Genomic DNA, 22,394 nt, shown 5'->3' on the forward strand with positions numbered 1-22,394 from the left:
ACGAGAGCGTTGGCACATGAACCCCATCACCATCAGCCGCTGGTCATGGCTGCACACCTGGAGCAGCCTGATCTGCACCCTGTTTCTGCTGATGCTGGCACTTACCGGCCTGCCACTGATTTTCCACCACGAGTTCGAACACCTGCTCGGCGAAGCCCCCGAGCTGCGCGAGCTGCCGTCCGGCACGCCACGGCTAGGTCTGCAGCAACTGGTCGAGGCAGCCGAGCGCTATCGGCCCGGCGAGGTGGTTCAGTACATCGGTTTCGAGCAAGACGAGCCCAACGGCATCATTGCCATCACGGCAGCCACTGCCGCGACCGAGCCCAACGCCTCGCACACCTTCATGCTCGATGCCCGAAGTGGTGAGCCGGTCGCCATGTCGGCGGCCAATGGCGGCGTACTGATGTTCATACTGCGCCTGCACGTGGATCTGTTCGCCGACCTGCCCGGCAAGCTGTTACTGGCAGCCATGGGCCTGCTGTTCACCCTGGCCATCGTCTCCGGTACGGTGCTTTACGCCCCGTTCATGCGCCGCCTGCGCTTTGCCGAAGTGCGCCAAACGCGCTCAAGACGCGCACGCTGGCTCGACCTGCACAACCTGATCGGCGTCGTCACGCTGAGCTGGGCTCTGGTGGTCGGCATCACCGGCGTGATCAGCGCCTGCGCTGACCTGCTTATCGAGTCCTGGCGCGAAGACACACTCGGCGCGCTGATGGCGCCCTATCGCGACGCCCCGCCCTTGTTACAACGCGCCTCGGCCAACGAGCTCCTGAGCATTGCTGAGCAGGCGCTACCCGGCATGCAGACGGACTTCATCGCCTTTCCTGGTACGCGTTTCTCCACCGCGCACCACTACACGGTGTTCATGACCGGCAGCACGCACCTGACCGCACACCTGTGGACACCGGTACTGATTGACGCGCAGAACCTGGCCGTGACCGCAATCGCCGAGCGCCCCTGGTACATGGATGCGCTATCGATGTCGCAACCCCTGCACTTCGGCGACTACGGCGGGCGCCCCATGCAGATACTCTGGGCACTACTCGATGTGCTGACCATCATCGTACTGCTCAGCGGCCTGTATCTCTGGTGGGTCAGGCGGCGCGCGGCAACACTGAGCAAACGCAAGGCGGCCCGCGCATGAGCTGGCGCGATTCGACCTTTACTTTGCCGTCACTGATCAACCTGAGCAGCGCTCTAGGCCTATTCGCCGCTCTGCTCGGTGATGGCGGCTGGGATGCACTGTCATGGCTGGGCTTGGGCATTGCTGCGCTGCTGGGTTTCTGGCCGCTGCTGCGCCGAGCCAAAGAGCGTACAGATTAGGCTACAGAGTCGTATTAGCCAGACTGTACGGTTCATCACGCGTCTGGCTGTACCGCGACGGCGAGCACCTGGCGCAATAGGCTGACGTCCGCTCAACGGAGAACCACCATGACCGCCGAACTGCTGCTGGCTTTCGTCGCCTTCGCCCTCGTCACCTCCATCACTCCCGGCCCGAACAACATGATGTTGCTGGCCTCCGGGGTGAACTTCGGCATTCGCCGCAGCCTGCCACACATGCTCGGTATCAGCCTGGGCTTCATGGTGCTGGTGATCGCCGTGGGCATGGGCCTGGGTCAGGTGTTCGAGCGCCTGCCCCTGCTGCATGACGTGCTGCGCTACGCCGGCGCCGCGTATTTGCTGTACCTGGCCTGGAAGATCGCCCAGTCCGGCGCTCCACAGGGGCGCGACACGCCGAACGCCAAGCCCTTCACCTTTCTCCAGGCTGCCGCGTTCCAGTGGGTCAATCCCAAGGCTTGGATCATGGCCATCGGCGCCATCACCACCTACACCCCGCACGAAGGCTTCTTCACCAACGTGCTGCTGATCGCCGCCCTGTTCGCTCTAGTCAACTGCCCCAGCGTCGGTCTGTGGACGGTGGCCGGCAGCCTGCTGCGCAAGTGGCTGGATAATCCGCGCGCGCTGCGCGCCTTCAACATCGGCATGGCATTGCTGCTGGTCGCCTCGCTGTACCCCATCGTCATCGATACAGGACTGTTCTGATGCAAGACGCAACATTCCCCCGCCTGCGCCCACTGAGCGATAGCTCCACCTCGTCCGTGGTCGCCGGCTTTATCGCCATGCTCACCGGCTACACCAGCTCGCTGGTGTTGATGTTCCAGGCCGGACAGGCCGCTGGACTGAGCAGCGGGCAGATTTCTTCATGGATCTGGGCGCTGTCGATCGGTATGGCGCTGTGCTGCATCGTGCTATCGCTGCGCTACCGCGCGCCGGTAATGATCGCTTGGTCGACGCCCGGCGCGGCGCTGCTGATCACCAGCCTGCCGCAGGTATCCTACGGCGAGGCTATCGGCGCCTATATCCTGGCCTCCGGGTTGATCGTGCTGATCGGCCTGACCGGCACCTTCGACCGCCTGATGCGCCGTATCCCCGCCTCCATCGCCGCTGCGCTGCTGGCGGGCGTGCTGTTCAAGATCGGCCTGGAAATCTGCAACGCCGCCGAACAGCAGCCCTGGCTGGTACTGGCCATGCTGCTCGCCTACCTGTTCGGCAAACGCCTGTGGCCGCGCTATGCGGTGCTCGCTGCGCTGATCGTCGGCAGCGTGCTGGCCGGCGTGTTCGGCCTGCTGAACTTCAGCGACTTCCACCTGGAATTGGCCACGCCGCAATGGACTACACCGAGCTTCTCGCTGGCAGCCGCCATCAGCATCGGTATTCCGCTGTTCATCGTCGCCATGGCCTCGCAGAACCTGCCGGGCATGGCGGTGCTGCGCGCCAACGGATACAACGTGCCAGCCTCGCCGCTACTGACCAGCACCGGCCTGGTGTCGGTACTGATGGCGCCGTTCGGCAGCCACGGCATTCACATGGCGGCGATCAGCGCGGCGATCTGTGCAGGCCCCGAGGCCCATGAAGACCCGCGCAAGCGCTATACCGCGGCGGTATGGTGCGGAGTGTTCTACGGCATCGCCGGTATCTTCGGCGCCACCCTGGCGGCGCTGTTCGCTGCGCTACCGGCGGCGTTGATCCTGTCCATCGCCGCGTTGGCCCTGTTCGCCTCGATCATCGGCGGCCTGACTCAGGCCATGAGCGAGCCGAACGAGCGCGAAGCGGCGCTGGTGACCTTCCTCGTCACCGCCTCGGGCATGACCCTGCTCGGTGTCGGCTCGGCCTTCTGGGGCATCGTCGCCGGGCTGCTGACCTTGACAGTGCTCACTGCGGGTAAGCGCGCGGCCTAAGCCTTGCACAGACGACAAAGGCGCCCTCGGGCGCCTTTGTCGTTTCTGCCGCGAGCCGATCAGATCGCCGTTGCCCCACCATCCACTGCCAGCGCATGGCCGGTAGTAAAGGCAGCGTGATCGCTGCACAGATACAGCACCGCAGCGGCGATTTCCTCCACCTTGCCGATACGCCCGACCGGATGCATCGCGGCGGCGAATTCGCCTTTACGCGGATCGGCCTCATAAGCGCGACGAAACATATCGGTGTCGATCACCGCCGGGCATACGGCGTTGACGCGGATTTTCTTCTTCGCGTATTCGACCGCCGCCGACTTGGTCAGGCCGATTACCGCATGCTTGGAAGCTGCGTAAATGCTCATCTTCGGCGCCGCGCCAAGACCTGCAACCGAAGACGTGTTAACGATGGCGCCACCGCCCTGCGCCAGCAGCAGCGGAATCTGGTGCTTCATGCACAGCCACACGCCCTTGACGTTGACACCCATGATGGCGTCGAACTCGGCCTCGCTACCGTCAGCCAGCTTGCCCTGCTCGATCTCGATACCGGCGTTGTTGAAGGCGTAATCCAAGCGGCCATAAGCCTCGACGGTCGCGGCCATCAGCGCCTGCACCTCGGCGTCGCGGGTCACGTCGCAGCGTACGAACAACGCCTCGCCACCGGCGGCGCGAATCAGCTCGACGGTGCCCTCGCCGCCTGTGGCGTCGACATCGGAGACCACCACCTTGAGGCCTTCAGCCGCGAAGGCCTGGGCGGTGGCGCGGCCGATGCCGGCGGCACCACCCGTGACCAGGGCGACCTGGCCGGAGAACGTCATGCTCATGTCTGCTTCCTCGCAGCGATTGGAGATCGCGACGAGTCTAGCCAGCAAGCCAGACGGCGAGCAGCACTATCAGGCGTTGGAGTGATCGATCATGCAGCAGGCTGATGGCGTAGCCACTCAGCCCTGTAGTTCAGCGACCACAGCCGCCAGCGCCTGCGCCGGATCGGCGGCCTGGCTGATCGGGCGGCCGATCACCAGGTAGTCGGAGCCGGCGTCCAGCGCCTGGCGCGGGGTGAGGATGCGCTTCTGATCGTCGGCACTGCTGCCAGCCGGACGAATCCCCGGCGTCACCAGTTGCAGGCGCGGCTGGGCGACCTTGAGCGCCGGGGCTTCCTGAGCGGAGCAAACCAGGCCATCGAGCCCGGCGTCAGCCGCCAGACCGGCAAGACGCAGCACCTGCTCCTGCGGCGGCACGTCCAGGCCGAGGCCAGCCAGATCCTGCTGTTCCATGCTGGTCAGCACTGTCACGCCGATCAGCAGCGGCTTGGCGCCGCTCAGTTTGTCCAGCTCGTTGCGGCAGGCCGCCATCATGCGCAGGCCGCCGGAGCAGTGCACGTTGACCATCCAGACCCCCAGCTCGGCCGCAGCCTTGACGGCCATAGCGGTGGTGTTGGGGATGTCGTGGAATTTCAGATCGAGGAACAGCTCGAAACCCTTGGCCTGCAGCGCCTCGACCACCTGTGGGCCGCTGCGGGTGAACAACTCCTTGCCCACCTTGACCCGGCACAGCGCCGGATCGAGCCGGTCGGCCAGGGCCAGGGCGGCGTCGGAGCTGGGGAAGTCGAGGGCAACGATGATCGGGGTCTGGCAAGCAGGCATGGGCAGGTCTCGGACAGGACAAAAACGCCGCGCATTGTAGCGCAAAGCATGCTGGCGCTGGTCGTGACTGAAGCCCGGCTCTAGGCGGGTCTGTTGCCCGATGCAATCCGGGGCCTTGGTTTCGGTACACAGGCATCGCGGCTGAAGCCGCTCCTACGGAAATTCATTGCCCCGTAGGAGCGGCTTCAGCCGCGAAAACGTCAGGACAGCAGAGGGTCAGGCGATCAAACGCTCACGCAAACGCCCGAGCATGCCCATCAGACTGCCCACTTTCTCCTGCTCGCGCTCGTCGCGCGGCACCTCAGCCAAGCGGGTAAGCACCTGCTGCGGCTGCGCGCGCCAGATCAGCGCCTGCTCGGCAGCGGCCTTGAGGCCTTTCTCGAACAAGCCGCGGCGTACCGGTTTGGGCAGATAACGGAAGATCTGCGCTTCGTTGACCAGGCGCAGCAGTGCCTGGGTGTCCTGAAACGGCGTGACCACCAGGCTGAGCAGGCGCGGATGGGCCTGGGCCAGGGTCTTGAGCAGCGGCGCGGTGTCCTCGCCGGCCAGCTTCAGGTCGCTGACCAGGATGTCCACGCTTTCGCTGTTGAGCTGCAGCATGGCCTCGGCCAGGTTGCGTGCACGCAGTAGACGGTGCCCGCCGACCACACAGAATTCATCGAGTACCGCCAGGGTATCGGCCTCGTCATCGAGCGACAGCACGGTCAGCGGGGCGGACAAGGTGCGGCTATCCAGCATCTGTGCGGGCTGCGTCTGGCGCCTGGCCAGCTCGGCGGCCTGGCGCAGGGTGAAGGCCATTTCCTGCTGATCCCAGGGTTTGGTCAGGTAACGGAAGATTCCGCCGTTGTTCAGCGCATCAACGGCGGCGTCCAGATCGGAGTAACCCGTCAGCAGGATACGCAGGGTATTCGGCGCAATCTCGCGCGCTTCGGCGAGCAATTGCGCGCCCGTCATCTGTGGCATGCGTTGGTCGCTCACCAGCACGTGCACGGGCTCCTCACGCAGACGCTGTAGTGCACGTTGCGGGTCGCTCTCAGTGAGCACCTCGTAGTGCCGACGAAACTGCATGGCGAGGCTGCGCAAAATGCGCTCCTCGTCATCGACGAACAGGATTCGAACGGGTGCGGTCATCTCAGGCGCTCCTTTTCAGGGTGACAGCGGTGGGCAGCGGCAGGCTGATGAGAAAGCGCGTGCCACGACCGGGTTCGGACGCCACGCGGATCTGCCCGCCGTGGTCGCGCACGATCTTGTAGCTGATCGACAGACCAAGGCCGGTGCCCTGGCCGACCGGCTTGGTGGTGAAAAAGGGATCGAAGATCTTCGCCATGACCTCAGGTGGCATGCCGCGTCCGTTATCCTGCAACGAGATGTGAATGCCCTGCTCGTCCGCCCAACTGCGAATCTGAATGCGACCGCAACCGTCGATGGCCTGAGCGGCATTGGTCAGCAGGTTGAGCAGCACCTGGTTGATCTGCGATGGCGCGCAGGCGATACGCGGCAGCTCGCCGAGCTGCTGCACCACCTCAGCCTTGTCCTTGATGTGATTGCGGGCGATCAGCAAGGCGCTGCGGATGCAGTCGTTGAGGTCGACTTCTTCGCTCATGGCGCGGTCGACGCGGGCAAAGTCCTTCAAGCCCACCACCAGCTCGGCGATCTGCTCCAGGCCGTACAGGGTATCGCCGTAGAGCTGCTGCAAGTCTTCGGCGAGTAGTTCTGGCGCAGCCTGCTGACGGGCCTGTTCGGCGGCCTGCAGGGCTTCCCCAAGGCGGCTTTCATCGCACGCGGGATCATTCAGGCACTGGCCCAGGCGGGCTTGCGCCGCTGCCAGGTCAAAGAGCGGCTCGCTCAACTCGCGCAGCAGTTGCACGTTGTTCTTCACGTAGCCCAGCGGGGTGTTCAGCTCATGAGCGACGCCAGCGACCATCTGCCCCAGCGAGGCCATCTTCTCCGACTGCAGCAGTTGCGCCTGCGATTCCTTGAGATCCACCAGCGCCTGGCGTAGCACCCGATTGCGCTGGGCAATGCGCGCCTCCATGGCCTTGAGCAGATCGAGCACGGTGCCTAGACCACAGTAACGGCCCTGCTCGTCGACCAGGATGAAGTCTTCGGTGATCGGGTATTGCAGTTGCCTGGTGACCTGCTTGGCTGCCGCTTCCAGATCAGCCTCCAGGCTGACGATCAGCGGCGCATCGTTCATCACCTCGCTCACCGGGTGGCGCCCACGCAGGTCGCGGCCGAAGCGCTGCATGAAGATGTCCTGCAGGCGCGTGCGGCTGACCAGCCCAACGGGCTGGCCGTCGTCCGCCACCACCGGCAGCGACAGGAAAGCCTTGTGCTCGGGCGTCAACAATTGATCGGCCACTTCGCTGATGCTCATGTGTGGCGCCAATGGCGTCACCGCTCGGAGCAGGGACTGCAGAGCGCTGGCACGGCTCATGGGGGCGGTCTCTCCCTGTGTTCGGAAAGTCGCCATTCAAACAGCGCCAAGTTGCCATCATGTGACAACGCTCACAGTTTTTGTGCCATTCCTTCCGGCCTGACAAGCCGCAGGCGAGCGGGTATGGTGCAGGCTTACATTAACGGAGGAATCAAACATGCCCTGGTATGCCTGGCTCATTCTGATCCTGGCCTTGGGTTCCATCCTCGGCGGCCTGCTACTGCTGCGCGATACGGCGAAGAAGCTGCCGCTAAGCGAGGAACAGCTCAAGCGCATTCACGAGCGCAACGCCGAGCAGGACGCCAAGGACGCCCGCGAGCGTTGAACCCGCCCGATCTCTATGGCGCGCCCCGTGCGCGTCTGTCCTCACATTTAGCCCCGCTGATCCCCGCACTCTGGCTCGGCTTCGGCCTGGCCATCGGCACCATCGAGTACCCAGGCCTGGCGCTCGGCGCTGCATTTATCGTGCTGGTGCTGCTGGGCGAGCGCTGGCTGCCCGACAGCTTATGGCGAACGCTGGTGCTACTCGCCAGCATTGCACTGGCCGCTCATCTCGTACCCGGTTTCACCGCGAGCGAACTGTGGCCGCCGCGAACAATCAGTCAGGACGCACCGCCCTATGCACTGCGCCTGTCCTGGGACAAGGCGCTGGTCGGGATGGCATTGCTGGCCTGGTGGCTGGGTCGTCCCTCCCCGGCTCATGGCGACTGGCGACGCGCCCTGCCGTTCAGCCTCACCACCCTGCTGTTGACGCCGCCGACGGCGTGGCTCATCGGCGTCGTCGCCTGGCAACCGAAATGGCCGGATGGCCTGCTGCTGTGGCTGGCAGTCAATCTGGGTGTAGCGGTACTTGCCGAGGAACTGCTGTTTCGGGGTCTGTTGCAACCCGCCTTGATCACCCGCCTGGGCACCTGGCCGGGTTTGCTGCTGACCGCCGCCCTGTTCGGTGCTGCTCACCTGCCGTTCAGCCCGACATTCGCGTTGGTGGCCACGCTGGCCGGGCTCGGCTACGGCCTCGTCTTCCAGCGCAGCGGCCAGCTACGCTGGGCCATCGCGCTGCATGTGGGCGTCAATCTGCTGCACTTTCTGCTGCTGAGCTATCCGCTACGACTGGCATGACGGCGATCTGGTAAGGGTCGAATATCCGCGCCAGCTCACCGTTCTGGCGCAGACGCTCGAGCAACTCAGCAAAAGTTTTGGCACTGATCGGCGCGCCTTTGCGGATGAGGGCGTGATGGCGATAGACCTGATCGACGCGCTCGGAAATCAGCAACTGCCCTTCGTAATCAGGGTTGCGCGCCATGAAGTCGTAAAGATTGGAGCGCGTCACCAGGGCGATATCAGCCCGACCACGCAGCACCATCAACACATTGCTGTCGTGGGAATGCCCCAGGTTGGCATTGAAGGTCTGGCTCAGGTATTGCGGGTCACTATTGAACCCGGCGAAACCATAGTGATAGCCGCGGTACAGCGCCAAGCGCTTGCCTTGCAGTCGATCGAAGTAATGCTGGTCGCGCAGCGCCTCACGACGGGCAACGAACAACTCGGCATCTTCGAGCCCCATATCCACAGCATCGAGTTCGATCCCCTGCCAGCCCCAATCGGGATTCTCGAAAATCGCCATGTCGATACGGCCACGCTGCAAATCCCCGAAACGCCTGACGATGGCTGTCGGCAGCATGACGAAATGGTAAGCGTCCTGCTCGCGGTTCAGCGCCTCAAGCAATTCCGGCAACAGTCCACTGGCTTCACTTACCTCGGCTTTAATCACATAAGGAGGAAAATGCGCCCCTCCAACATGAACAATTTCAGCAGCCGCTATCACCTTGCCAAAGCACAGGCACAACAGCGCTATTCCCCAACGCCTCCAACGCCACAAGTGCCGCATGCCCACTCCCTAAATTCTTACGATGCATACAAATAGCCTAGCCAGAAAAAACTGACCGAACAGATGAATTATGGAATGCGAACATTACTGCCTTGGATCTCTAGATAGTAGCGCTTTAACAGCGTCCCGAAGGTAGGATTGAGCAATAATTTGCGCAGTAGCGCATTGACCTGAGGCACGTCTAGCACAGCATCGGGCCGCAATAGCACCTGAAGTTGGTATAGCTGATCGACACGCTGCGAGATCAGCAGATGCTCCGCGTTATACGGGTTGTGCCCAGCGTACATATGCAGATAGGAGCGCGTGATAACCGCCACATCCGCGCGCCCCATCAACACCATGTGCAGATTGCTGTCATGGGAGTAAGTCATCTGGGCACTGAAGCGACGCCCCAGTAGGTCTGGATCCGAGTTGTAGTCTGCGAAGCGATAGTGATAGCCGCGATACAACGCCATACGCTTGTTCGTCAGATCGTCGAAGTAACTCTGATCACGCCCTGGCTCAGCCAGCGCAACGTAGAGCTCGGCATCCTCGATAGGTAAAGGCACGCTTAGATGCGGCGTACCCTGCCACCCCCAGAGGCTGGACTCGAACAGCATAAGATCAAAGCGCCCGGAGCTGAGATCGCGATAACGCCGACTCGCAGAGGTGGGCACCAGTACGAAGCGGTAATCGCTTTGCATGCTGTTGAGTAAAGGCAGCAAATCGACCAGCAGACCTCTTGGCTGAGCCGACTCGGGACGAAACAGGTAAGGCGGAAAGTCATAGCCGCCTACGCGCACTTCCTGCGCAGCCTGCAGCCCTGAAGGTAGAACCAGCCCTATCCAGACCGTGATAAATAACCAGCACGCACGCACATTCAACCTCTTCATTTGAATGAACAGGAGCACTAACCTGAAGCACGCATCATGCTTTTGGCCTCCCTGCCCGTAGAGCCTGGCCAGTGGCGAGCTCAGGCCAAGGCTTTATCGGCCAAAATGACACAGATCTTGAATGTTATTGCGCGTCCAAGGGGCACGCGTGCAAATCGCTACAGGGCTAGGCACCTCGCGCCATGATGGCCACTCGCAAGCCTCGTACGAGTGTCGCTAACGCAGCAACTTACGATGACGTGAAGAGCTCACTCCGCACAAAACGATGCCTCACTGCTTGAACTCGAACTGTACTTCGGCACCTTCGATGGACTCCCAGTAATCGTCGACCTGCGCGTTATTGATCAGCCGCCCACTGATCTGAACGGGGCTAACGCCCTCGGGCTTCTCAGCAAACAACGGCGGTAACAGAGGCGAAAGCTCTTGCTCAGTTTCACCTTTCACGGCCTGCTCGAATAGCGCCTGCGGCACACTCAAATCCAGCGCACGCTGCACTTCGCGCTCTAGCGACTGCGGCGGCGCAACCTCAGCAGGCTTGATGCTGGCAGCAACCGGCGCCTTGGCAGGCTCAGGCGGACGGCTTACGACAGCCTGGGTGGATGGCGCCTGCTCGACAATCTTGGCGACGGGAGCGGGCTCTGGCGCAGTCACTCGCGCGACAACAGGCGTTTTAACAGATGCAGACACCTGTGCCGCAGGCGCCTCTGCACGCTCACAGCCGCTCAACCAACTCAAGCAGAGCAATAACACAAATGACTTACGCATCATCAAACCAGGGTCGTTCAAGCAATAACGCGCGCATGCTGAGCCTCACGAACAGCTCTGGCAAGCCGACTTACAGGACTTTTACGCACCGTTCAATCAGTCGAGCGCTCACCAGCCAGATGCTTGAGCTGCACCTCGATGTCCAGTTGTGGGTAATGCGCCTGAAGCTGTTCCAACAAGCGTTGCGCCTGCTGAGTCTCACCGGCTTTGCGCAGGGCCAGTAGGCGCAGCAGGTCTTGACGTGGCTCGCTCTGTTTCACCAGTTCAGCCATGGGCGCCATTGTGCTGGCAGCGGACAGCGGCGCATCAGCCAGCGCAGCAGGTGGCGTAATGCGCGCCACTGCCTCGGCCTTGCGGCTCTCCTGTCGCGCAGACGGTTGCGCAGGCTCAGCGCGCTTGGCGGTCATTTGAGTGGGAGCTGGTGCACTCCTCACGGCGCTAGGTGGTGCGGTGTCGAGCGTCTGTGGCACTTGCGGTAGCGTCTGCCAGGTCAGGCTGAGGCCAATACCGATGCAGGCTAGACCGGCCACCGCCACCGACCAGCGCGAGCTACCGCTACCCAATAGCCAGTGACGCAGACGCTGCGCCCAGCCTGCTTTGGCTACGATCGCATCGGCTTGTGTTGCTTCACGAGCAGCCGCGAGAATGCGACCATCCAACTCGGCCGACGGTTCACCGCGACCATGGGCGCGAAAATGCGCCAACAACGCCTGCTCATGCGCTAGAGGTTCTCGTTCATGGGTCATGCGGATAACTCCTCACTGGCCAACAGTCGGCGCAGTTTCTGCAGGGCGTAGCGCAAACGGCTCTTGACCGTTTCGGTAGGCGTGCAGGTCAACTTGGCAATTTCGTTCAGTTCCAGATCACCATGGGCGCGCAACAGGAACACCTCGCGCTGATCAGCGGGTAGATCAGCCAATGCGGCCTGCAGCCGCTCACTATCACGGCTCAGGCCCCACTGCTGCTCCGGGTTGAGCTGTGGGTCGGCCTGGGCGTGCAGACTTTCATCGTATTCGTCCTGTCCCGCTTGCCGACGCCCCGTCTTGCGCCAATGGTCGATCAGACGGTTACGCGCGATCTGGTACAGCCAGGTCTTGAACAACACTGCCTCGCGCTGCTCGCTCTGGCTGCGTATCAGGCTCATCCAGGTTTCCTGAAAGACTTCCTCAGCTAGCGCGTGCTCGCCGCACACCCCCAGCAGAAAACGGAAAAGCCCGAGCCGGTGGCGCTGGTACAAGACATCGAAGGCCGCGGCATCGCCACGGCGGTAACGCCGCAGCAAGGCGGCGTCGTCATCCGTGAGAGGTAGGTTCACTGCTGAACTCGTGCAGGTGTGGAAGCGGAATTTTGCAGACTCTGGGCAATTTCAGCCAGTTGGATAAATTCGCCGCGTAAGCCGAACCGGTCTTCCCCCCTGGCCGAGCGCGCCAACTCGATACTCTGCGCCAAAGTGAAATCACCGATGTAAAGCCCATCCTTGAGTTGTTGCGCAAAGGCCGCGAGTGCAGCACTAAAACGCAAATCCGTACTGGCAGCCAGAATCGGTTTGGCCTCACCACCGGTGACAGGCCGCTCCAGCAGGTGGCTAGTCGCTTCGCCCGGCGCTTTGTAGCGAATACGCAGCCAGGCTACCTCAGCGTTCTGCGACACTGGCTGGACGCGTTGTTGATAGCGCAATGGCTCCAGCCAACCTTTGCCACCGACCGGGACGATTTCATATAAAGCGGTGACGGTATGACCTGCACCGATATCACCGGCATCGACCTTATCATTACTGAAGTCCTCGCGCTTGAGCGCACGGTTCTCGTACCCCAGCAGGCGGTACTCTCTGACCTCGGCTGGATTGAATTCCACTTGCAGCTTCACATCACTAGCCACTGTGGCCAGGGTCGAGCCAAGCTGGTCGACCAGCACCTTGCGCGCCTCGCGCAGGTTGTCGATATAGGCGTAATTACCATTGCCGACATCGGCCAACTGCTCCATCAAGCGCTCGTTATAGTTGTCCACGCCGAAACCCAGGGTGGTCAGCGAGACGCCACTTTTGCGCTTGTCGCCAGCCAGTCGCTTGAGGCTGTCGAAATCACTGACTCCGACGTTGAAGTCACCATCAGTGGCTAACAAAATGCGATTGATGCCGCCGTCGATCAGGTGTTGCTGCGCCTGCTGATAAGCCAGTTCAATACCTGACTCACCGGCCGTGGAGCCGCCTGCCGTCAGTTGGTCGATGGCCGCGCGAATCTTCATCTTGTCGCTACCCGGCGTCGATTCGAGCACGACCCGACTCTCATCGGCATAGGTGACCAGCGACACGCGATCCTGCGCACGCAACTGATCGACCAGCAGCTTCAGCGTGCCTTGCACCATCGGCAGCCCCTCTCGGCGCTGCATGGAGCCAGACACATCGACGAGAAACACCAGATTGGCAGGCGGTAATTGCTCAACACTGCGCTCCGAGGCTTTGATGGCGATACGCAGCAGTCGGGTTTGCTGATTCCAGGGTGTCACCGCCATCTCAGTGCTGATACCAAACGGCGAATCCCCCTGCGGCAACGGATAGGCATAGGGGAAGTAATTGACCAGTTCCTCCAGCCGCACAGCATCTTTGGGTGGCAATTGCCCTGAATTTAAAAAGCGCCGCACATTAGCGTAACTGCCGGTGTCAACGTCGATACTGAAAGTCGATACCGGGCTTTCAGCGACAGAGAATATGGGGTTATCGGCATAAGTCTGATACTGCTCGCGCGTTTCATCACGGTAGCTCGGCGGCAGAGCATCAATGACAGCAATCGGCGCAGAAGCCGTAAGCGCCGTGCTTTTGCGGCTGATCTCTGCCGCCATTGGCACGTCCATCAGCTCGCCTGACAACGGCTCCTGGGTTTGAGCCGTTGATATAGGCTGCGCCAGGGGTTGTACTTGGGCTGGTACGACAGACTCTTGATCGGAAGCACTACAGGCAGTCAACAGCAGTAATGCAGACGCGGAAAAACCAACAGCGAGCGGACGAACAATCGATAGAGAATGAGCGAACACGTCGCACCTCCTGAGCAATGGCACAAAACCTTCGCTCAGGTAGACGCAACACAGCAAAAAACCGGGTTAATGCCTGGCGTTTTTCGCTCGTACTTAACCCGCGACGTCCTGGCACAACTGCGTGGCGAGCATGCCAAGGGTCATCAACGCCCGCTCTACCTCACGATTCCACGGGATGCCGCAGTTAAGTCGCACGCAGTGATTGAACTGCTCGGTGTTACTGAAAATCAGCCCCGGCGCGATAGAAATTCCCTGCTGCAAAGCACGCACGTGCAAGTCCTTGGTATTGACCCGCGCAGGCAAGCTGACCCACAGAATGAAACCGCCTTTGGGCCGTGTCATCTGTGTACCAGCCGGAAAATACTGCTGCACAGCCAGTTGGAAAGCGCTGAGATTCTTGCGGTACTCCTGGCGGATATAACGCAAGTGGCGATCATAACCGCCGTTCTCCAGGTAGGCCGCTACCGCCATTTGTGTGACGCTGCATGCCGAGTGCGTGGTGAACGTCTGCAGACGCTGGATTTCATCCTGATACTTACCCGCCACAATCCAGCCAATACGAACGCCGGGAGACAGTGTCTTGGAGAAGCTCGAGCAATAGATCACCCGGCTTTCCCGGTCATGCGACTTGAGCGCCTTGGTCGGTGACTGCTCGAACATCAACTCGCCATAAATATCGTCTTCTATGACCTGAATGTCGTAATCGTCAACCAGGCGCAGCAATTGCCGCTGCCGCTCCTCCGGGATGGTGCCTCCCAGCGGGTTGGACAATCGCGCGGTCAGCACCAGCGCCTTGATGGGCCACTGGTTGGCAGCCAGTTGCAAGGCCTCCAGGCTGATGCCGGTGCTAGGGTCACAGGGAATTTCGATGACCTTGAGCCCCAGCAGATCGGCCAATTGCAACAGACCGTAATAGCTTGGCGACTCCACCGCGATCAGGTCGCCTGGCTGAGTCAATACGCGCAGGCTCATCTGCAAAGCATCGACACAGCCGTGGGTAATCACCACTTCGGATGGGTCGACCACAACACCAGCATCACGCATACGAATCGCCACCTGGCGCCGCAACGGCTCGAAACCGGGGCTGAACATGTAACTAAAGGCGCGCGGGCTATGGAAACGAGTAACCTTGGCCAATTGCTGGTGCAACGCACGTACTGGCAGATAGTCGACATGTGGCACCGCCGCCCCGAGCGGGACAACCCCCTCACGACGCGACTCAGTGAGTACCTGATTGATGATGCTGGCACGGGTTACCAACCCTGGACGCTCGACCCGAGCGATATCCGGCGTCGGCGCGGTCAGTGCAGGTGTCTGATGCACGTAGAAGCCAGACTGCGGGCGCGCCCGGATCAGGCCCTGGTCTTCGAGGTTGGCATAGGCCTGTAGCACTGTTGCATGACTGACATTGAGCTGGGCACTCATCTTGCGCACCGAAGGCACACGCTCGCCTGGCTGATAGACGCCACGGCGAATATCCTCGGCCAACTGCTGAGCGATACGTTGATAGAGCAACAGATTGGTCATAACGAGGTTCTCCAGAGCACTGAACCATAACAGTAGCCGATACACAGTAAATTGTACTGGCACAGTTCGACTCTGTTTTGCTCATACACTCCGAGCCCACCAATAAAAACGCCGCGCCCCTTACAGGGCGCGGCGTTTTTACTTGCATACCGAGCCTTAATTAGCGTTCGCTGCCAAGCTGTCCACGTTCATCGGAGAAGACGATCTCTACCCGCCGATTTTGCGCTCGCCCACGAGCCGATGCGTTCTCCGCCACAGGAAAGTCATCGCCATAGCCCACCACCTGGATGCGCTTGGTATCGATCCCGAGGTCGACCAGCAGGTCAGCTACGGTCTGCGCCCGTGCTCGTGAAAGCTCCAGGTTCTCCTCGGCACTGCCCGTGTTATCGGTATAACCCTCGATTCGCACGCGGCGCTGCGGATTGATCTGCAAAAACTGCACGAGCTTGAGCAAGGTACGGTTGGCAGTCGGCTGCAATTCAGCCCGACCGGCATCGAACAACATATCGCCCAGGGTCATGACCAGGCCACGATCGGTTTCACTGGCCGCCAGGCTGACCACCTGCTCTTCCAGCCAACCATTGTGCTGCTGCACACTGAGCAGCTTGGCCTCGCGCAAGCTCAGTTGCAGGCGCTGCAACTCCAGTTCGAGGCGGGTGGTTCGCTCCTGATTGAGGCTGGTTTCGCTGTGCTGACGCGCGATGGCGGCATAGCGCTCGCTGAGGTAGGCATAGTGGCGCACATCCTCAGCGCTGCCCCAATAGCTGGATAAGCGTTCGGCTCTGGCCAGCGACTCACCTGCACGAATCACATCCTTGGGAGCAGCACGCAATACATTTGGATCTTCCTTGACGGACTGGAAGCTGGCACGTGCCGACTCCAACGCATCATCGCTGCTAGGCGACAACGCACATCCACCTAACAAGCCTGAAACCAGCAACGCAGCGATCCACTTCGGCGTATGCACCATCACATCGCCCCCAGTTGCTGGCGCAGCCGCGCGATACGCCGATTCAGCTCGGTAAGCTGCTCATGACTCTTCACATTGAGGTGCTCAGCCTCGGCCAAGCGAGCATCCAGCTCGGCCTGCTCAGCCAGCAGGCGAGCCTCTTTGTTATCTTCATCGGCAGCCGCCGCTTGCGCCCGGCTGTATTTGTCTTCGGCCAAGCCCATCAACTCAGCTTGGTCTTCACCTACACCAAGGGCGCGTACCTGGGTCATGGCCTGCTCGGTAAGGCGCATTTGCTCAGTGGGAGCCGGATCGCTGGCACAGGCGCTTAACGCCAGCACCATGATAAGGGTTGCAAGAAATCGATTAATCACAAGAACGTCCTACTGGTTGGCATCGCCAACGGGGTCAGGTTGCATCTGTTGTGCCTTCCACAGCTCCAGGTTGCGCTGCAGGATCTGCTCAGGCACACCGGAAGCGACCAATTCTGTCATTTTCCGCGCCAACTGTCCGCGCAGCCAAGGCTCGTTGCAGGCAGAGTTATGTGACAGCGCGAGATAAAGCCCTTCGCTGGAAATCGGTGGATCCAATACTTCGAGGTCATCATCAACGCCAAGCGTCTCGGCTACTGCCAACCCCGGATAACGCTCGTAAAGCACATAATCAGTGCGCCCCAGAAGTAACTTCTGAAACGCCTGGGTCAGGCTGGAAACACCCTCCAGAGTGAGATTCTGCTTGGCGAAGGTATCGAACTGCTGACCGAAGCTATTACCTACCAACGTATCACCGGTACGCCCCTGCAAATCGGCCCAACTGGTATAGGGGAAAACCTCACCTTTACGCACCCAGGCTACGCTGGGCGTGATAAAGAAAGCTGGATGCACATAGTCCATGTTTTCCAGACGCGGCAACGTCACAAAGGCACCGGCCAGCAGATCCACTCGCCCCGTACGCACATCATCCTGCGCACGCGACCAAGGCCCGCTGTAGATGACATCAATCACCACGCCGAGATCCTTGCCCAACTGCTTGAGCAAATCCGCATTGGCACCAATCAACTGCTGTGGATTCTGCGGATCACGCCATAGATAAGGGGGATATTCGGGGTTGCCCGTGGCGACCAGACGCTCACATTTACCAATGGCGAAAGCATTGGCCGACACCAGGGAAAGGCTGAGCCACACCAGCAGGGACTTCAACGGAAAGCGCTTGGGCATTGGCTACTCTCGGTTAATGCAGGAATCGAAACAGGCAGACGAGCCCGCAGCCGACGACATTCGACTTCATGCTAGTTTAACGAAACCGCAATAATAATTAGCGATAAGGACGCACCATGAAAAAACTGCTGCTTGGCTTGATATTGCTGCTCGTCACTGCCGCAGCCATTCTCTGGTTCGTCCCGGCCATCCAGTTGACCAGCTTGCGGCTGATCGAACAGCAACGTGCCGGGCTTAGCCACGAGCAAGTGCGCGTCCGCGATCTTAACATTCATTATTACCAGGGCGGACCTGCAAACGGCGAGGTGATCGTACTGATTCACGGCTTCGCCGCCGACAAGGACAACTGGCTGCGCTTCGCACGCCACCTCACCGACCGCTACCGCGTTATTGCCCTCGACCTCCCTGGCTTCGGCCAGAGCGATCATCCCGTTGGCAGCTATGACGTCGGTACCCAAGCAGAGCGCCTGGCCGATTTTCTCGATACGCTGAAACTTGGTCAGGTGAACCTGCTGGGCAACTCCATGGGCGGCCATATTGCGGCGCTGTACGCCGCACGCTACCCGCAGCAGGTGAAAACCCTGGCGCTATTCGACAACGCCGGCGTCGACGCACCGCATGAAAGCGAGCTGTATCAGCGCTTGCGCGAGGGCAAGAGCAATCCGCTCGTAGTTCGTCAGCCCGAGGACTTCCAGCAACTGCTCAACTTCGTTTTCGTCGAACCGCCCTACCTGCCTCAACCACTCAAGCAGTACCTGGCCGAACGCGCCACAGACAATGCCGCGTATTACGCCCAAGTCTTCCAGCAATTGGTCGAACGCTATATTCCACTGGAACCGGAACTCCCGAAGGTAACGGCCCCAACTCTACTGCTCTGGGGACGACAGGATCGTGTGCTGGACGTATCCAGCATCGAGGTGATGCAAGCACTGCTGCAGAAACCGAGCGTGGCCATCATCGATGGAGTGGGTCACGCACCGATGCTGGAACGCCCAGAGCAAAGCGCCCTGCTCTACCGGCAATTTCTCCAGACCGCACATTGACGCCGCTCGGAACGCGCTCGAAGGCATGCAGCAGCACATAAAAAGAAACCCGCTCATGAGAGCGGGTTTCTTGCGGCAGCAAAAGCGGCTTAGACTAGTTTTTCCAGCTCAGGAACGGCTTCGAACAGATCAGCCACCAGGCCGTAATCGGCTACCTGGAAGATCGGTGCCTCTTCGTCCTTGTTGATCGCGACGATCACCTTGGAGTCCTTCATACCAGCCAGATGCTGGATCGCGCCGGAGATACCGACGGCGATGTACAACTGCGGTGCGACGATCTTGCCGGTCTGGCCGACCTGCATGTCGTTCGGTACGAAACCTGCGTCGACAGCGGCACGGGAGGCACCGACGGCAGCTCCCAGCTTGTCAGCCAGGGCATACAGGTGCTTGAAGTTGTCGCCATTGCCCATACCACGACCGCCGGAAACAACGATCTTGGCTGCAGTCAGTTCTGGACGGTCGGACTTGGCAAGCTCTTCACCCACGAAGGCGGACTTGCCGGCATCGGCCGGGCCGGACACGGCCTCAACGGAAGCGGAACCACCTTCGGCGGCAGCATCGAAGCCAGTGGTACGCACGGTAATCACCTTGACCGCAGCAGAGGACTGCACGGTGGCGATAGCGTTACCAGCGTAGATCGGGCGCTTGAAAGTATCGGCGCTTTCGACAGCGATGATCTCGGAGATCTGATCGACGTCCAGTAGTGCAGCGACGCGCGGCAGGAAGTTCTTGCCGTTGGTGGTGGCCGGAGCCAGCACATGGCTGTAGTTCTTGCCCAGCTCGGCGATCAGCGGCGCGACGTTTTCCGGCAATTGATGCGCGTAGGCAGCGTTGTCGGCCAGCAGCACCTTGGAAACGCCAGCGACCTTGGCGGCAGCTTCGGCAGCGGCAGCAGCATTGCTACCGGCGACCAGCACGTGGATGTCACCACCGATCTTCTGCGCAGCGGTCACGACGTTGAGGGTGGCGGGCGCCAGAGCGGCGTTGCTGTGTTCAGCGATAACCAGGATAGCCATTTAGATTACCTTCGCCTCGTTCTTCAGTTTCTCGACCAGTTCAGCCACGGACTTGACCTTGATGCCGGCGCTGCGGGCAGCCGGCGCCTCGACCTTGATAGTTTTGACGGTAGATGCGGTGGAAACGCCCAGAGCGTCAGGGGTGACAGTCTCCAGCGGCTTTTTCTTGGCCTTCATGATGTTTGGCAGCGTGGCGTAGCGCGGCTCGTTTAGGCGCAGGTCAGTGGTGACGATGGCAGGCAGGTTCAGTGCAACAGTCTGCAGGCCGCCATCGATCTCGCGGGTGACGTTGAGCTTATCGCCAGCGACTTCCACCTTAGAGGCGAAAGTGCCCTGAGCGTAACCGGTCAGCGCAGCCAGCATCTGGCCGGTCTGGTTGTTGTCGCTGTCGATGGCTTGCTTACCGAGGATAACCAGTTGCGGTTGCTCCTTGTCGACTACGGCCTTGAGCAGTTTGGCCACGGCCAGGGAACTCAGGTCATCGCCCGACTCGACCAGCACGGCACGATCAGCACCGAGGGCCAGCGCGGTGCGCAGTTGCTCTTGAGCGGTAGCCGGGCCAATGGTGACGACAACGATCTCGCTAGCCACGCCCTTCTCCTTCAGGCGTACGGCTTCTTCCACGGCGATTTCGCAGAAGGGGTTCATGGACATCTTGACGTTGGCGAGGTCGACGCCGCTGTTGTCCGCCTTGACGCGAACCTTGACGTTGTAGTCAACCACTCGTTTGACAGCTACAAGAACCTTCATGGATTCCTCGTTACTCTCCGGTGAATAGGAATATCGCCTGGATAGGCCTGGCATGCAGTGCAAATTGGCCGAAACCGGCCACCAGCCCAGACGGCGAGCGCAAAACCGCCCGTATCTTGACCCCGCGACCTGAGACGGTCAATACAGCGAACTGGCCGGTCATCCGCGTTGTAGTCCGATTCTAGCAGGCCTACAGAAAATTCAAACAAACGTTTGTATTGGCCCGTTGGGAGGGTGTAGATATAATGCCCGACAGCGCTCAGGGAGCCGAGCTGCGCCCTCCAACATAAAATATCGAAGAGCCTTGAGTAGGAGATAGCCTGTGGAACGCGAATTTATGGAGTTCGACGTCGTCATCGTCGGCGCCGGCCCGTCCGGTCTGTCCGCCGCCTGCCGACTGAAACAGAAAGCCGCTGAAGCGGGTCAGGAGATCAGCGTTTGCGTGGTCGAAAAAGGTTCCGAAGTCGGCGCTCACATCCTCTCTGGCGCTGTATTCGAGCCGCGCGCATTGAACGAGCTGTTTCCCGACTGGAAAGAGCTGGGCGCCCCGCTCAACACTCCGGTCAAGGGAGACGACATCTACCTGCTCAAAGATGCCGAGAAAGCTGTCAAGGTTCCGGGTTTCTTCGTACCCAAGACCATGCACAACGAGGGCAACTATATCATCTCCCTCGGCAACCTGTGCCGCTGGCTGGCGCAGCAGGCGGAAAACCTGGGCGTGGAAATCTACCCAGGCTTCGCTGCGCAGGAAGCCCTGATTGACGAGAACGGCGTGGTACGCGGCATCGTCACCGGCGATCTGGGCGTCGATCGCGAAGGCAACCCGAAGGAAGGCTATTACACCCCCGGCATGGAACTGCGTGCCAAGTACACCCTGTTCGCCGAGGGCTGCCGTGGCCATATCGGCAAGCAACTGATCAAGAAGTACAACCTCGACAGCGAAGCCGACGCCCAGCATTACGGCATCGGCATCAAGGAAATCTGGGACATCGACCCGGCCAAGCATCAACAAGGTCTGGTGGTACACACCGCAGGCTGGCCGATGGACGTGACCGGCACCGAGAACACTGGTGGCTCCTTCCTTTATCACTTGGAAAATAACCAGGTGGTGGTCGGCCTGATAATCGACTTGTCCTATGCCAACCCGCACCTGTCGCCATTTGATGAATTCCAGCGCTATAAGCATCACCCGGTGATCAAACAGTACCTCGAAGGTGGCAAGCGCGTGGCTTATGGCGCTCGCGCCATCTGCAAAGGCGGCCTGAACTCGCTGCCGAAGATGGTCTTCCCGGGCGGCGCGCTGATCGGCTGCGATCTGGGCACGCTGAATTTCGCCAAGATCAAAGGCAGCCACACCGCAATGAAGTCCGGCATGCTGGCTGCCGAAGCTATTGCTGAAGCCCTGGCCGCAGGCCGTGAAGGCGGCGATGAGCTGACCAACTACGTCGAGGGTTTCAAGGCCAGTTGGCTGTACGACGAACTGTTCCGCAGCCGCAATTTTGGCGCAGCGATTCACAAATACGGCGCCCTTATCGGTGGCGGTATCAACTGGCTGGATCAGAATATCTTCGGTGGCAAAGCCCCCTTCACCCTGCATGACAACAAGCCGGACTACGCCTGCCTCAAGCCAGCGTCAGAGTGCGCCAAGATCAACTATCCAAAACCGGACGGCAAACTGAGCTTCGACAAACTGAGTTCGGTGTTCCTCTCCAACACCAACCATGAAGAAGAACAGCCCTGCCATCTCAAGCTCACCGATCCGAGCATTCCGCTGGCAAAGAACCTGCCGCTATACGACGAACCAGCGCAGCGCTACTGCCCGGCCGGCGTGTACGAGGTGGTGACGCAGGACGACGGTGAGAAGAAGTTCCAGATCAACGCACAGAACTGTGTGCACTGTAAAACCTGCGACATCAAAGATCCTGCCCAGAACATCACCTGGGTGGCGCCGGAAGGTAGCGGCGGACCGAATTACCCCAACATGTAACACGCAACCCGCAACCCAAAAGCGCCGCATATCG

The 22,394-nt window shown here is 60.6% G+C and carries 24 protein-coding genes; 8 read left to right on the plus strand and 16 right to left on the minus strand.

Going from position 1 to position 22,394, the window contains the following annotated elements; genetic code table 11:
• The first annotated feature begins 16 nt into the window (after nt 1–16).
• The 4 genes from AERO9A_RS11425 to AERO9A_RS11440 all read left to right on the plus strand — a co-directional run bounded on the left by AERO9A_RS11425 (nt 17) and on the right by AERO9A_RS11440 (nt 3,239).
• Nucleotides 17–1,144: a PepSY domain-containing protein gene (locus tag AERO9A_RS11425; protein WP_159972070.1), complete on the plus strand. Its 1,128-nt coding sequence runs from the start codon at nt 17–19 to the stop codon at nt 1,142–1,144.
• The gene (locus AERO9A_RS11430; protein WP_159972071.1) at nt 1,141–1,323 is read left to right on the plus strand and encodes a hypothetical protein; all 183 of its coding nucleotides are present in this window, start codon (nt 1,141–1,143) and stop codon (nt 1,321–1,323) included. The genes AERO9A_RS11425 and AERO9A_RS11430 overlap by 4 nt, the downstream gene beginning before the upstream one ends.
• 108 nt (nt 1,324–1,431) lie before the next feature.
• Nucleotides 1,432–2,043 carry a LysE family translocator gene (locus AERO9A_RS11435; RefSeq protein ID WP_159972072.1) on the plus strand — a complete coding sequence of 204 codons (612 nt, stop codon included), beginning with the start codon at nt 1,432–1,434 and terminating at the stop codon, nt 2,041–2,043.
• Nucleotides 2,043–3,239: a benzoate/H(+) symporter BenE family transporter gene (locus tag AERO9A_RS11440; protein ID WP_159972073.1), complete on the plus strand. Its 1,197-nt coding sequence runs from the start codon at nt 2,043–2,045 to the stop codon at nt 3,237–3,239. Before AERO9A_RS11435 ends, AERO9A_RS11440 begins: the two co-directional genes overlap by 1 nt.
• A 59-nt stretch (nt 3,240–3,298) precedes the next feature.
• Here AERO9A_RS11440 and AERO9A_RS11445 read toward each other — a convergent pair whose 3' ends face one another.
• From AERO9A_RS11445 to AERO9A_RS11460, 4 genes are all read right to left on the minus strand, one after another.
• Nucleotides 3,299–4,060, minus strand: coding sequence for an SDR family oxidoreductase (locus AERO9A_RS11445; protein ID WP_159972074.1), 762 nt, complete (start codon nt 4,058–4,060; stop codon nt 3,299–3,301).
• Nucleotides 4,061–4,177: 117 nt separating this feature from the next.
• Entirely contained in the window at nt 4,178–4,879 is a 702-nt protein-coding gene (pyrF, locus tag AERO9A_RS11450) for an orotidine-5'-phosphate decarboxylase (RefSeq protein ID WP_159972075.1), read from the minus strand.
• Between the two features lie 216 nt (nt 4,880–5,095).
• Nucleotides 5,096–6,010: a response regulator gene (locus AERO9A_RS11455; protein WP_159972076.1), complete on the minus strand. Its 915-nt coding sequence runs from the start codon at nt 6,008–6,010 to the stop codon at nt 5,096–5,098.
• A 1-nt stretch (nt 6,011) separates the two neighbouring features.
• Nucleotides 6,012–7,316 (minus strand): ATP-binding protein, encoded by a 1,305-nt coding sequence (locus AERO9A_RS11460; RefSeq protein WP_159972077.1) that lies wholly within the window; start codon nt 7,314–7,316, stop codon nt 6,012–6,014.
• 157 nt (nt 7,317–7,473) lie between these two features.
• Here AERO9A_RS11460 and AERO9A_RS11465 point away from each other — a divergent pair, with 157 nt between their 5' ends.
• Nucleotides 7,474–7,641 carry a DUF2897 family protein gene (locus tag AERO9A_RS11465; RefSeq protein WP_159972078.1) on the plus strand — a complete coding sequence of 56 codons (168 nt, stop codon included), beginning with the start codon at nt 7,474–7,476 and terminating at the stop codon, nt 7,639–7,641.
• A gap of 35 nt (nt 7,642–7,676) precedes the next feature.
• On the plus strand, nt 7,677–8,435 hold the full coding sequence (locus tag AERO9A_RS11470) for a CPBP family intramembrane glutamic endopeptidase (RefSeq protein ID WP_159972316.1): 759 nt from the start codon (nt 7,677–7,679) through the stop codon (nt 8,433–8,435).
• Here AERO9A_RS11470 and AERO9A_RS11475 read toward each other — a convergent pair.
• The 10 genes from AERO9A_RS11475 to AERO9A_RS11520 all read right to left on the minus strand — a co-directional run bounded on the left by AERO9A_RS11475 (nt 8,386) and on the right by AERO9A_RS11520 (nt 17,564).
• The gene (locus tag AERO9A_RS11475; protein WP_159972079.1) at nt 8,386–9,204 is read right to left on the minus strand and encodes an ABC transporter substrate-binding protein; all 819 of its coding nucleotides are present in this window, start codon (nt 9,202–9,204) and stop codon (nt 8,386–8,388) included. The genes AERO9A_RS11470 and AERO9A_RS11475 overlap by 50 nt on opposite strands.
• 68 nt (nt 9,205–9,272) lie before the next feature.
• Nucleotides 9,273–10,061: an ABC transporter substrate-binding protein gene (locus AERO9A_RS11480; protein WP_256665936.1), complete on the minus strand. Its 789-nt coding sequence runs from the start codon at nt 10,059–10,061 to the stop codon at nt 9,273–9,275.
• Between the two features lie 285 nt (nt 10,062–10,346).
• Nucleotides 10,347–10,841: a hypothetical protein gene (locus AERO9A_RS11485; RefSeq protein ID WP_256665937.1), complete on the minus strand. Its 495-nt coding sequence runs from the start codon at nt 10,839–10,841 to the stop codon at nt 10,347–10,349.
• Nucleotides 10,842–10,933: 92 nt separating this feature from the next.
• Nucleotides 10,934–11,587, minus strand: coding sequence for a hypothetical protein (locus tag AERO9A_RS11490; RefSeq protein WP_159972082.1), 654 nt, complete (start codon nt 11,585–11,587; stop codon nt 10,934–10,936).
• The gene (locus AERO9A_RS11495; protein WP_159972083.1) at nt 11,584–12,156 is read right to left on the minus strand and encodes an RNA polymerase sigma factor; all 573 of its coding nucleotides are present in this window, start codon (nt 12,154–12,156) and stop codon (nt 11,584–11,586) included. The genes AERO9A_RS11490 and AERO9A_RS11495 overlap by 4 nt, the downstream gene beginning before the upstream one ends.
• Entirely contained in the window at nt 12,153–13,871 is a 1,719-nt protein-coding gene (locus AERO9A_RS11500; protein WP_159972084.1) for a VWA domain-containing protein, read from the minus strand. Before AERO9A_RS11500 ends, AERO9A_RS11495 begins: the two co-directional genes overlap by 4 nt.
• A gap of 93 nt (nt 13,872–13,964) precedes the next feature.
• Complete coding sequence (locus AERO9A_RS11505; RefSeq protein WP_159972085.1) at nt 13,965–15,398, minus strand: PLP-dependent aminotransferase family protein; 1,434 nt, start codon at nt 15,396–15,398, stop codon at nt 13,965–13,967.
• A 160-nt stretch (nt 15,399–15,558) separates the two neighbouring features.
• A complete protein-coding gene (locus tag AERO9A_RS11510; RefSeq protein WP_159972086.1) occupies nt 15,559–16,368 on the minus strand; it encodes an OmpA family protein in 810 nt (269 codons plus the stop codon).
• Nucleotides 16,368–16,691 (minus strand): DUF4398 domain-containing protein, encoded by a 324-nt coding sequence (locus AERO9A_RS11515; RefSeq protein WP_178111133.1) that lies wholly within the window; start codon nt 16,689–16,691, stop codon nt 16,368–16,370. Before AERO9A_RS11515 ends, AERO9A_RS11510 begins: the two co-directional genes overlap by 1 nt.
• Nucleotides 16,692–16,730: 39 nt before the next feature.
• Nucleotides 16,731–17,564: an ABC transporter substrate-binding protein gene (locus AERO9A_RS11520; protein ID WP_159972088.1), complete on the minus strand. Its 834-nt coding sequence runs from the start codon at nt 17,562–17,564 to the stop codon at nt 16,731–16,733.
• A gap of 116 nt (nt 17,565–17,680) precedes the next feature.
• Between AERO9A_RS11520 and AERO9A_RS11525 the strand changes: the two genes are divergently transcribed.
• The gene (locus AERO9A_RS11525) at nt 17,681–18,607 is read left to right on the plus strand and encodes an alpha/beta fold hydrolase (protein ID WP_159972089.1); all 927 of its coding nucleotides are present in this window, start codon (nt 17,681–17,683) and stop codon (nt 18,605–18,607) included.
• Between the two features lie 89 nt (nt 18,608–18,696).
• Here the strand turns inward: AERO9A_RS11525 and AERO9A_RS11530 are convergent, their stop codons facing one another.
• Complete coding sequence (locus AERO9A_RS11530) at nt 18,697–19,623, minus strand: electron transfer flavoprotein subunit alpha/FixB family protein (RefSeq protein ID WP_159972090.1); 927 nt, start codon at nt 19,621–19,623, stop codon at nt 18,697–18,699.
• Nucleotides 19,624–20,373: an electron transfer flavoprotein subunit beta/FixA family protein gene (locus AERO9A_RS11535; RefSeq protein ID WP_159972091.1), complete on the minus strand. Its 750-nt coding sequence runs from the start codon at nt 20,371–20,373 to the stop codon at nt 19,624–19,626. It lies immediately after the preceding gene.
• Between the two features lie 322 nt (nt 20,374–20,695).
• Here AERO9A_RS11535 and AERO9A_RS11540 point away from each other — a divergent pair, with 322 nt between their 5' ends.
• A complete protein-coding gene (locus AERO9A_RS11540) occupies nt 20,696–22,360 on the plus strand; it encodes an electron transfer flavoprotein-ubiquinone oxidoreductase (RefSeq protein ID WP_159972092.1) in 1,665 nt (554 codons plus the stop codon).
• Nucleotides 22,361–22,394 lie beyond the last annotated feature (34 nt).

This window comes from Pseudomonas sp. 8Z, from assembly GCF_902506535.1.
Lineage (GTDB): Bacteria > Pseudomonadota > Gammaproteobacteria > Pseudomonadales > Pseudomonadaceae > Aquipseudomonas.

Bases quoted from the DNA above. Each gene is read 5' to 3' on its own strand.
- AERO9A_RS11425 (WP_159972070.1), top strand. From the start codon at position 17: ATGAACCCCATCACCATCAGCCGCTGGTCATGGCTGCACACCTGGAGC.
- AERO9A_RS11430 (WP_159972071.1), top strand. From the start codon at position 1,141: ATGAGCTGGCGCGATTCGACCTTTACTTTGCCGTCACTGATCAACCTG.
- AERO9A_RS11435 (WP_159972072.1), top strand. From the start codon at position 1,432: ATGACCGCCGAACTGCTGCTGGCTTTCGTCGCCTTCGCCCTCGTCACC.
- AERO9A_RS11440 (WP_159972073.1), top strand. From the start codon at position 2,043: ATGCAAGACGCAACATTCCCCCGCCTGCGCCCACTGAGCGATAGCTCC.
- AERO9A_RS11445 (WP_159972074.1), bottom strand. From the start codon at position 4,060: ATGAGCATGACGTTCTCCGGCCAGGTCGCCCTGGTCACGGGTGGTGCC.
- pyrF (WP_159972075.1), bottom strand. From the start codon at position 4,879: ATGCCTGCTTGCCAGACCCCGATCATCGTTGCCCTCGACTTCCCCAGC.
- AERO9A_RS11455 (WP_159972076.1), bottom strand. From the start codon at position 6,010: ATGACCGCACCCGTTCGAATCCTGTTCGTCGATGACGAGGAGCGCATT.
- AERO9A_RS11460 (WP_159972077.1), bottom strand. From the start codon at position 7,316: ATGAGCCGTGCCAGCGCTCTGCAGTCCCTGCTCCGAGCGGTGACGCCA.
- AERO9A_RS11465 (WP_159972078.1), top strand. From the start codon at position 7,474: ATGCCCTGGTATGCCTGGCTCATTCTGATCCTGGCCTTGGGTTCCATC.
- AERO9A_RS11475 (WP_159972079.1), bottom strand. From the start codon at position 9,204: ATGCGGCACTTGTGGCGTTGGAGGCGTTGGGGAATAGCGCTGTTGTGC.
- AERO9A_RS11485 (WP_256665937.1), bottom strand. From the start codon at position 10,841: ATGCGTAAGTCATTTGTGTTATTGCTCTGCTTGAGTTGGTTGAGCGGC.
- AERO9A_RS11490 (WP_159972082.1), bottom strand. From the start codon at position 11,587: ATGACCCATGAACGAGAACCTCTAGCGCATGAGCAGGCGTTGTTGGCG.
- AERO9A_RS11505 (WP_159972085.1), bottom strand. From the start codon at position 15,398: ATGACCAATCTGTTGCTCTATCAACGTATCGCTCAGCAGTTGGCCGAG.
- AERO9A_RS11510 (WP_159972086.1), bottom strand. From the start codon at position 16,368: ATGGTGCATACGCCGAAGTGGATCGCTGCGTTGCTGGTTTCAGGCTTG.
- AERO9A_RS11515 (WP_178111133.1), bottom strand. From the start codon at position 16,691: ATGGTGCTGGCGTTAAGCGCCTGTGCCAGCGATCCGGCTCCCACTGAG.
- AERO9A_RS11520 (WP_159972088.1), bottom strand. From the start codon at position 17,564: ATGCCCAAGCGCTTTCCGTTGAAGTCCCTGCTGGTGTGGCTCAGCCTT.
- AERO9A_RS11525 (WP_159972089.1), top strand. From the start codon at position 17,681: ATGAAAAAACTGCTGCTTGGCTTGATATTGCTGCTCGTCACTGCCGCA.
- AERO9A_RS11530 (WP_159972090.1), bottom strand. From the start codon at position 19,623: ATGGCTATCCTGGTTATCGCTGAACACAGCAACGCCGCTCTGGCGCCC.
- AERO9A_RS11535 (WP_159972091.1), bottom strand. From the start codon at position 20,373: ATGAAGGTTCTTGTAGCTGTCAAACGAGTGGTTGACTACAACGTCAAG.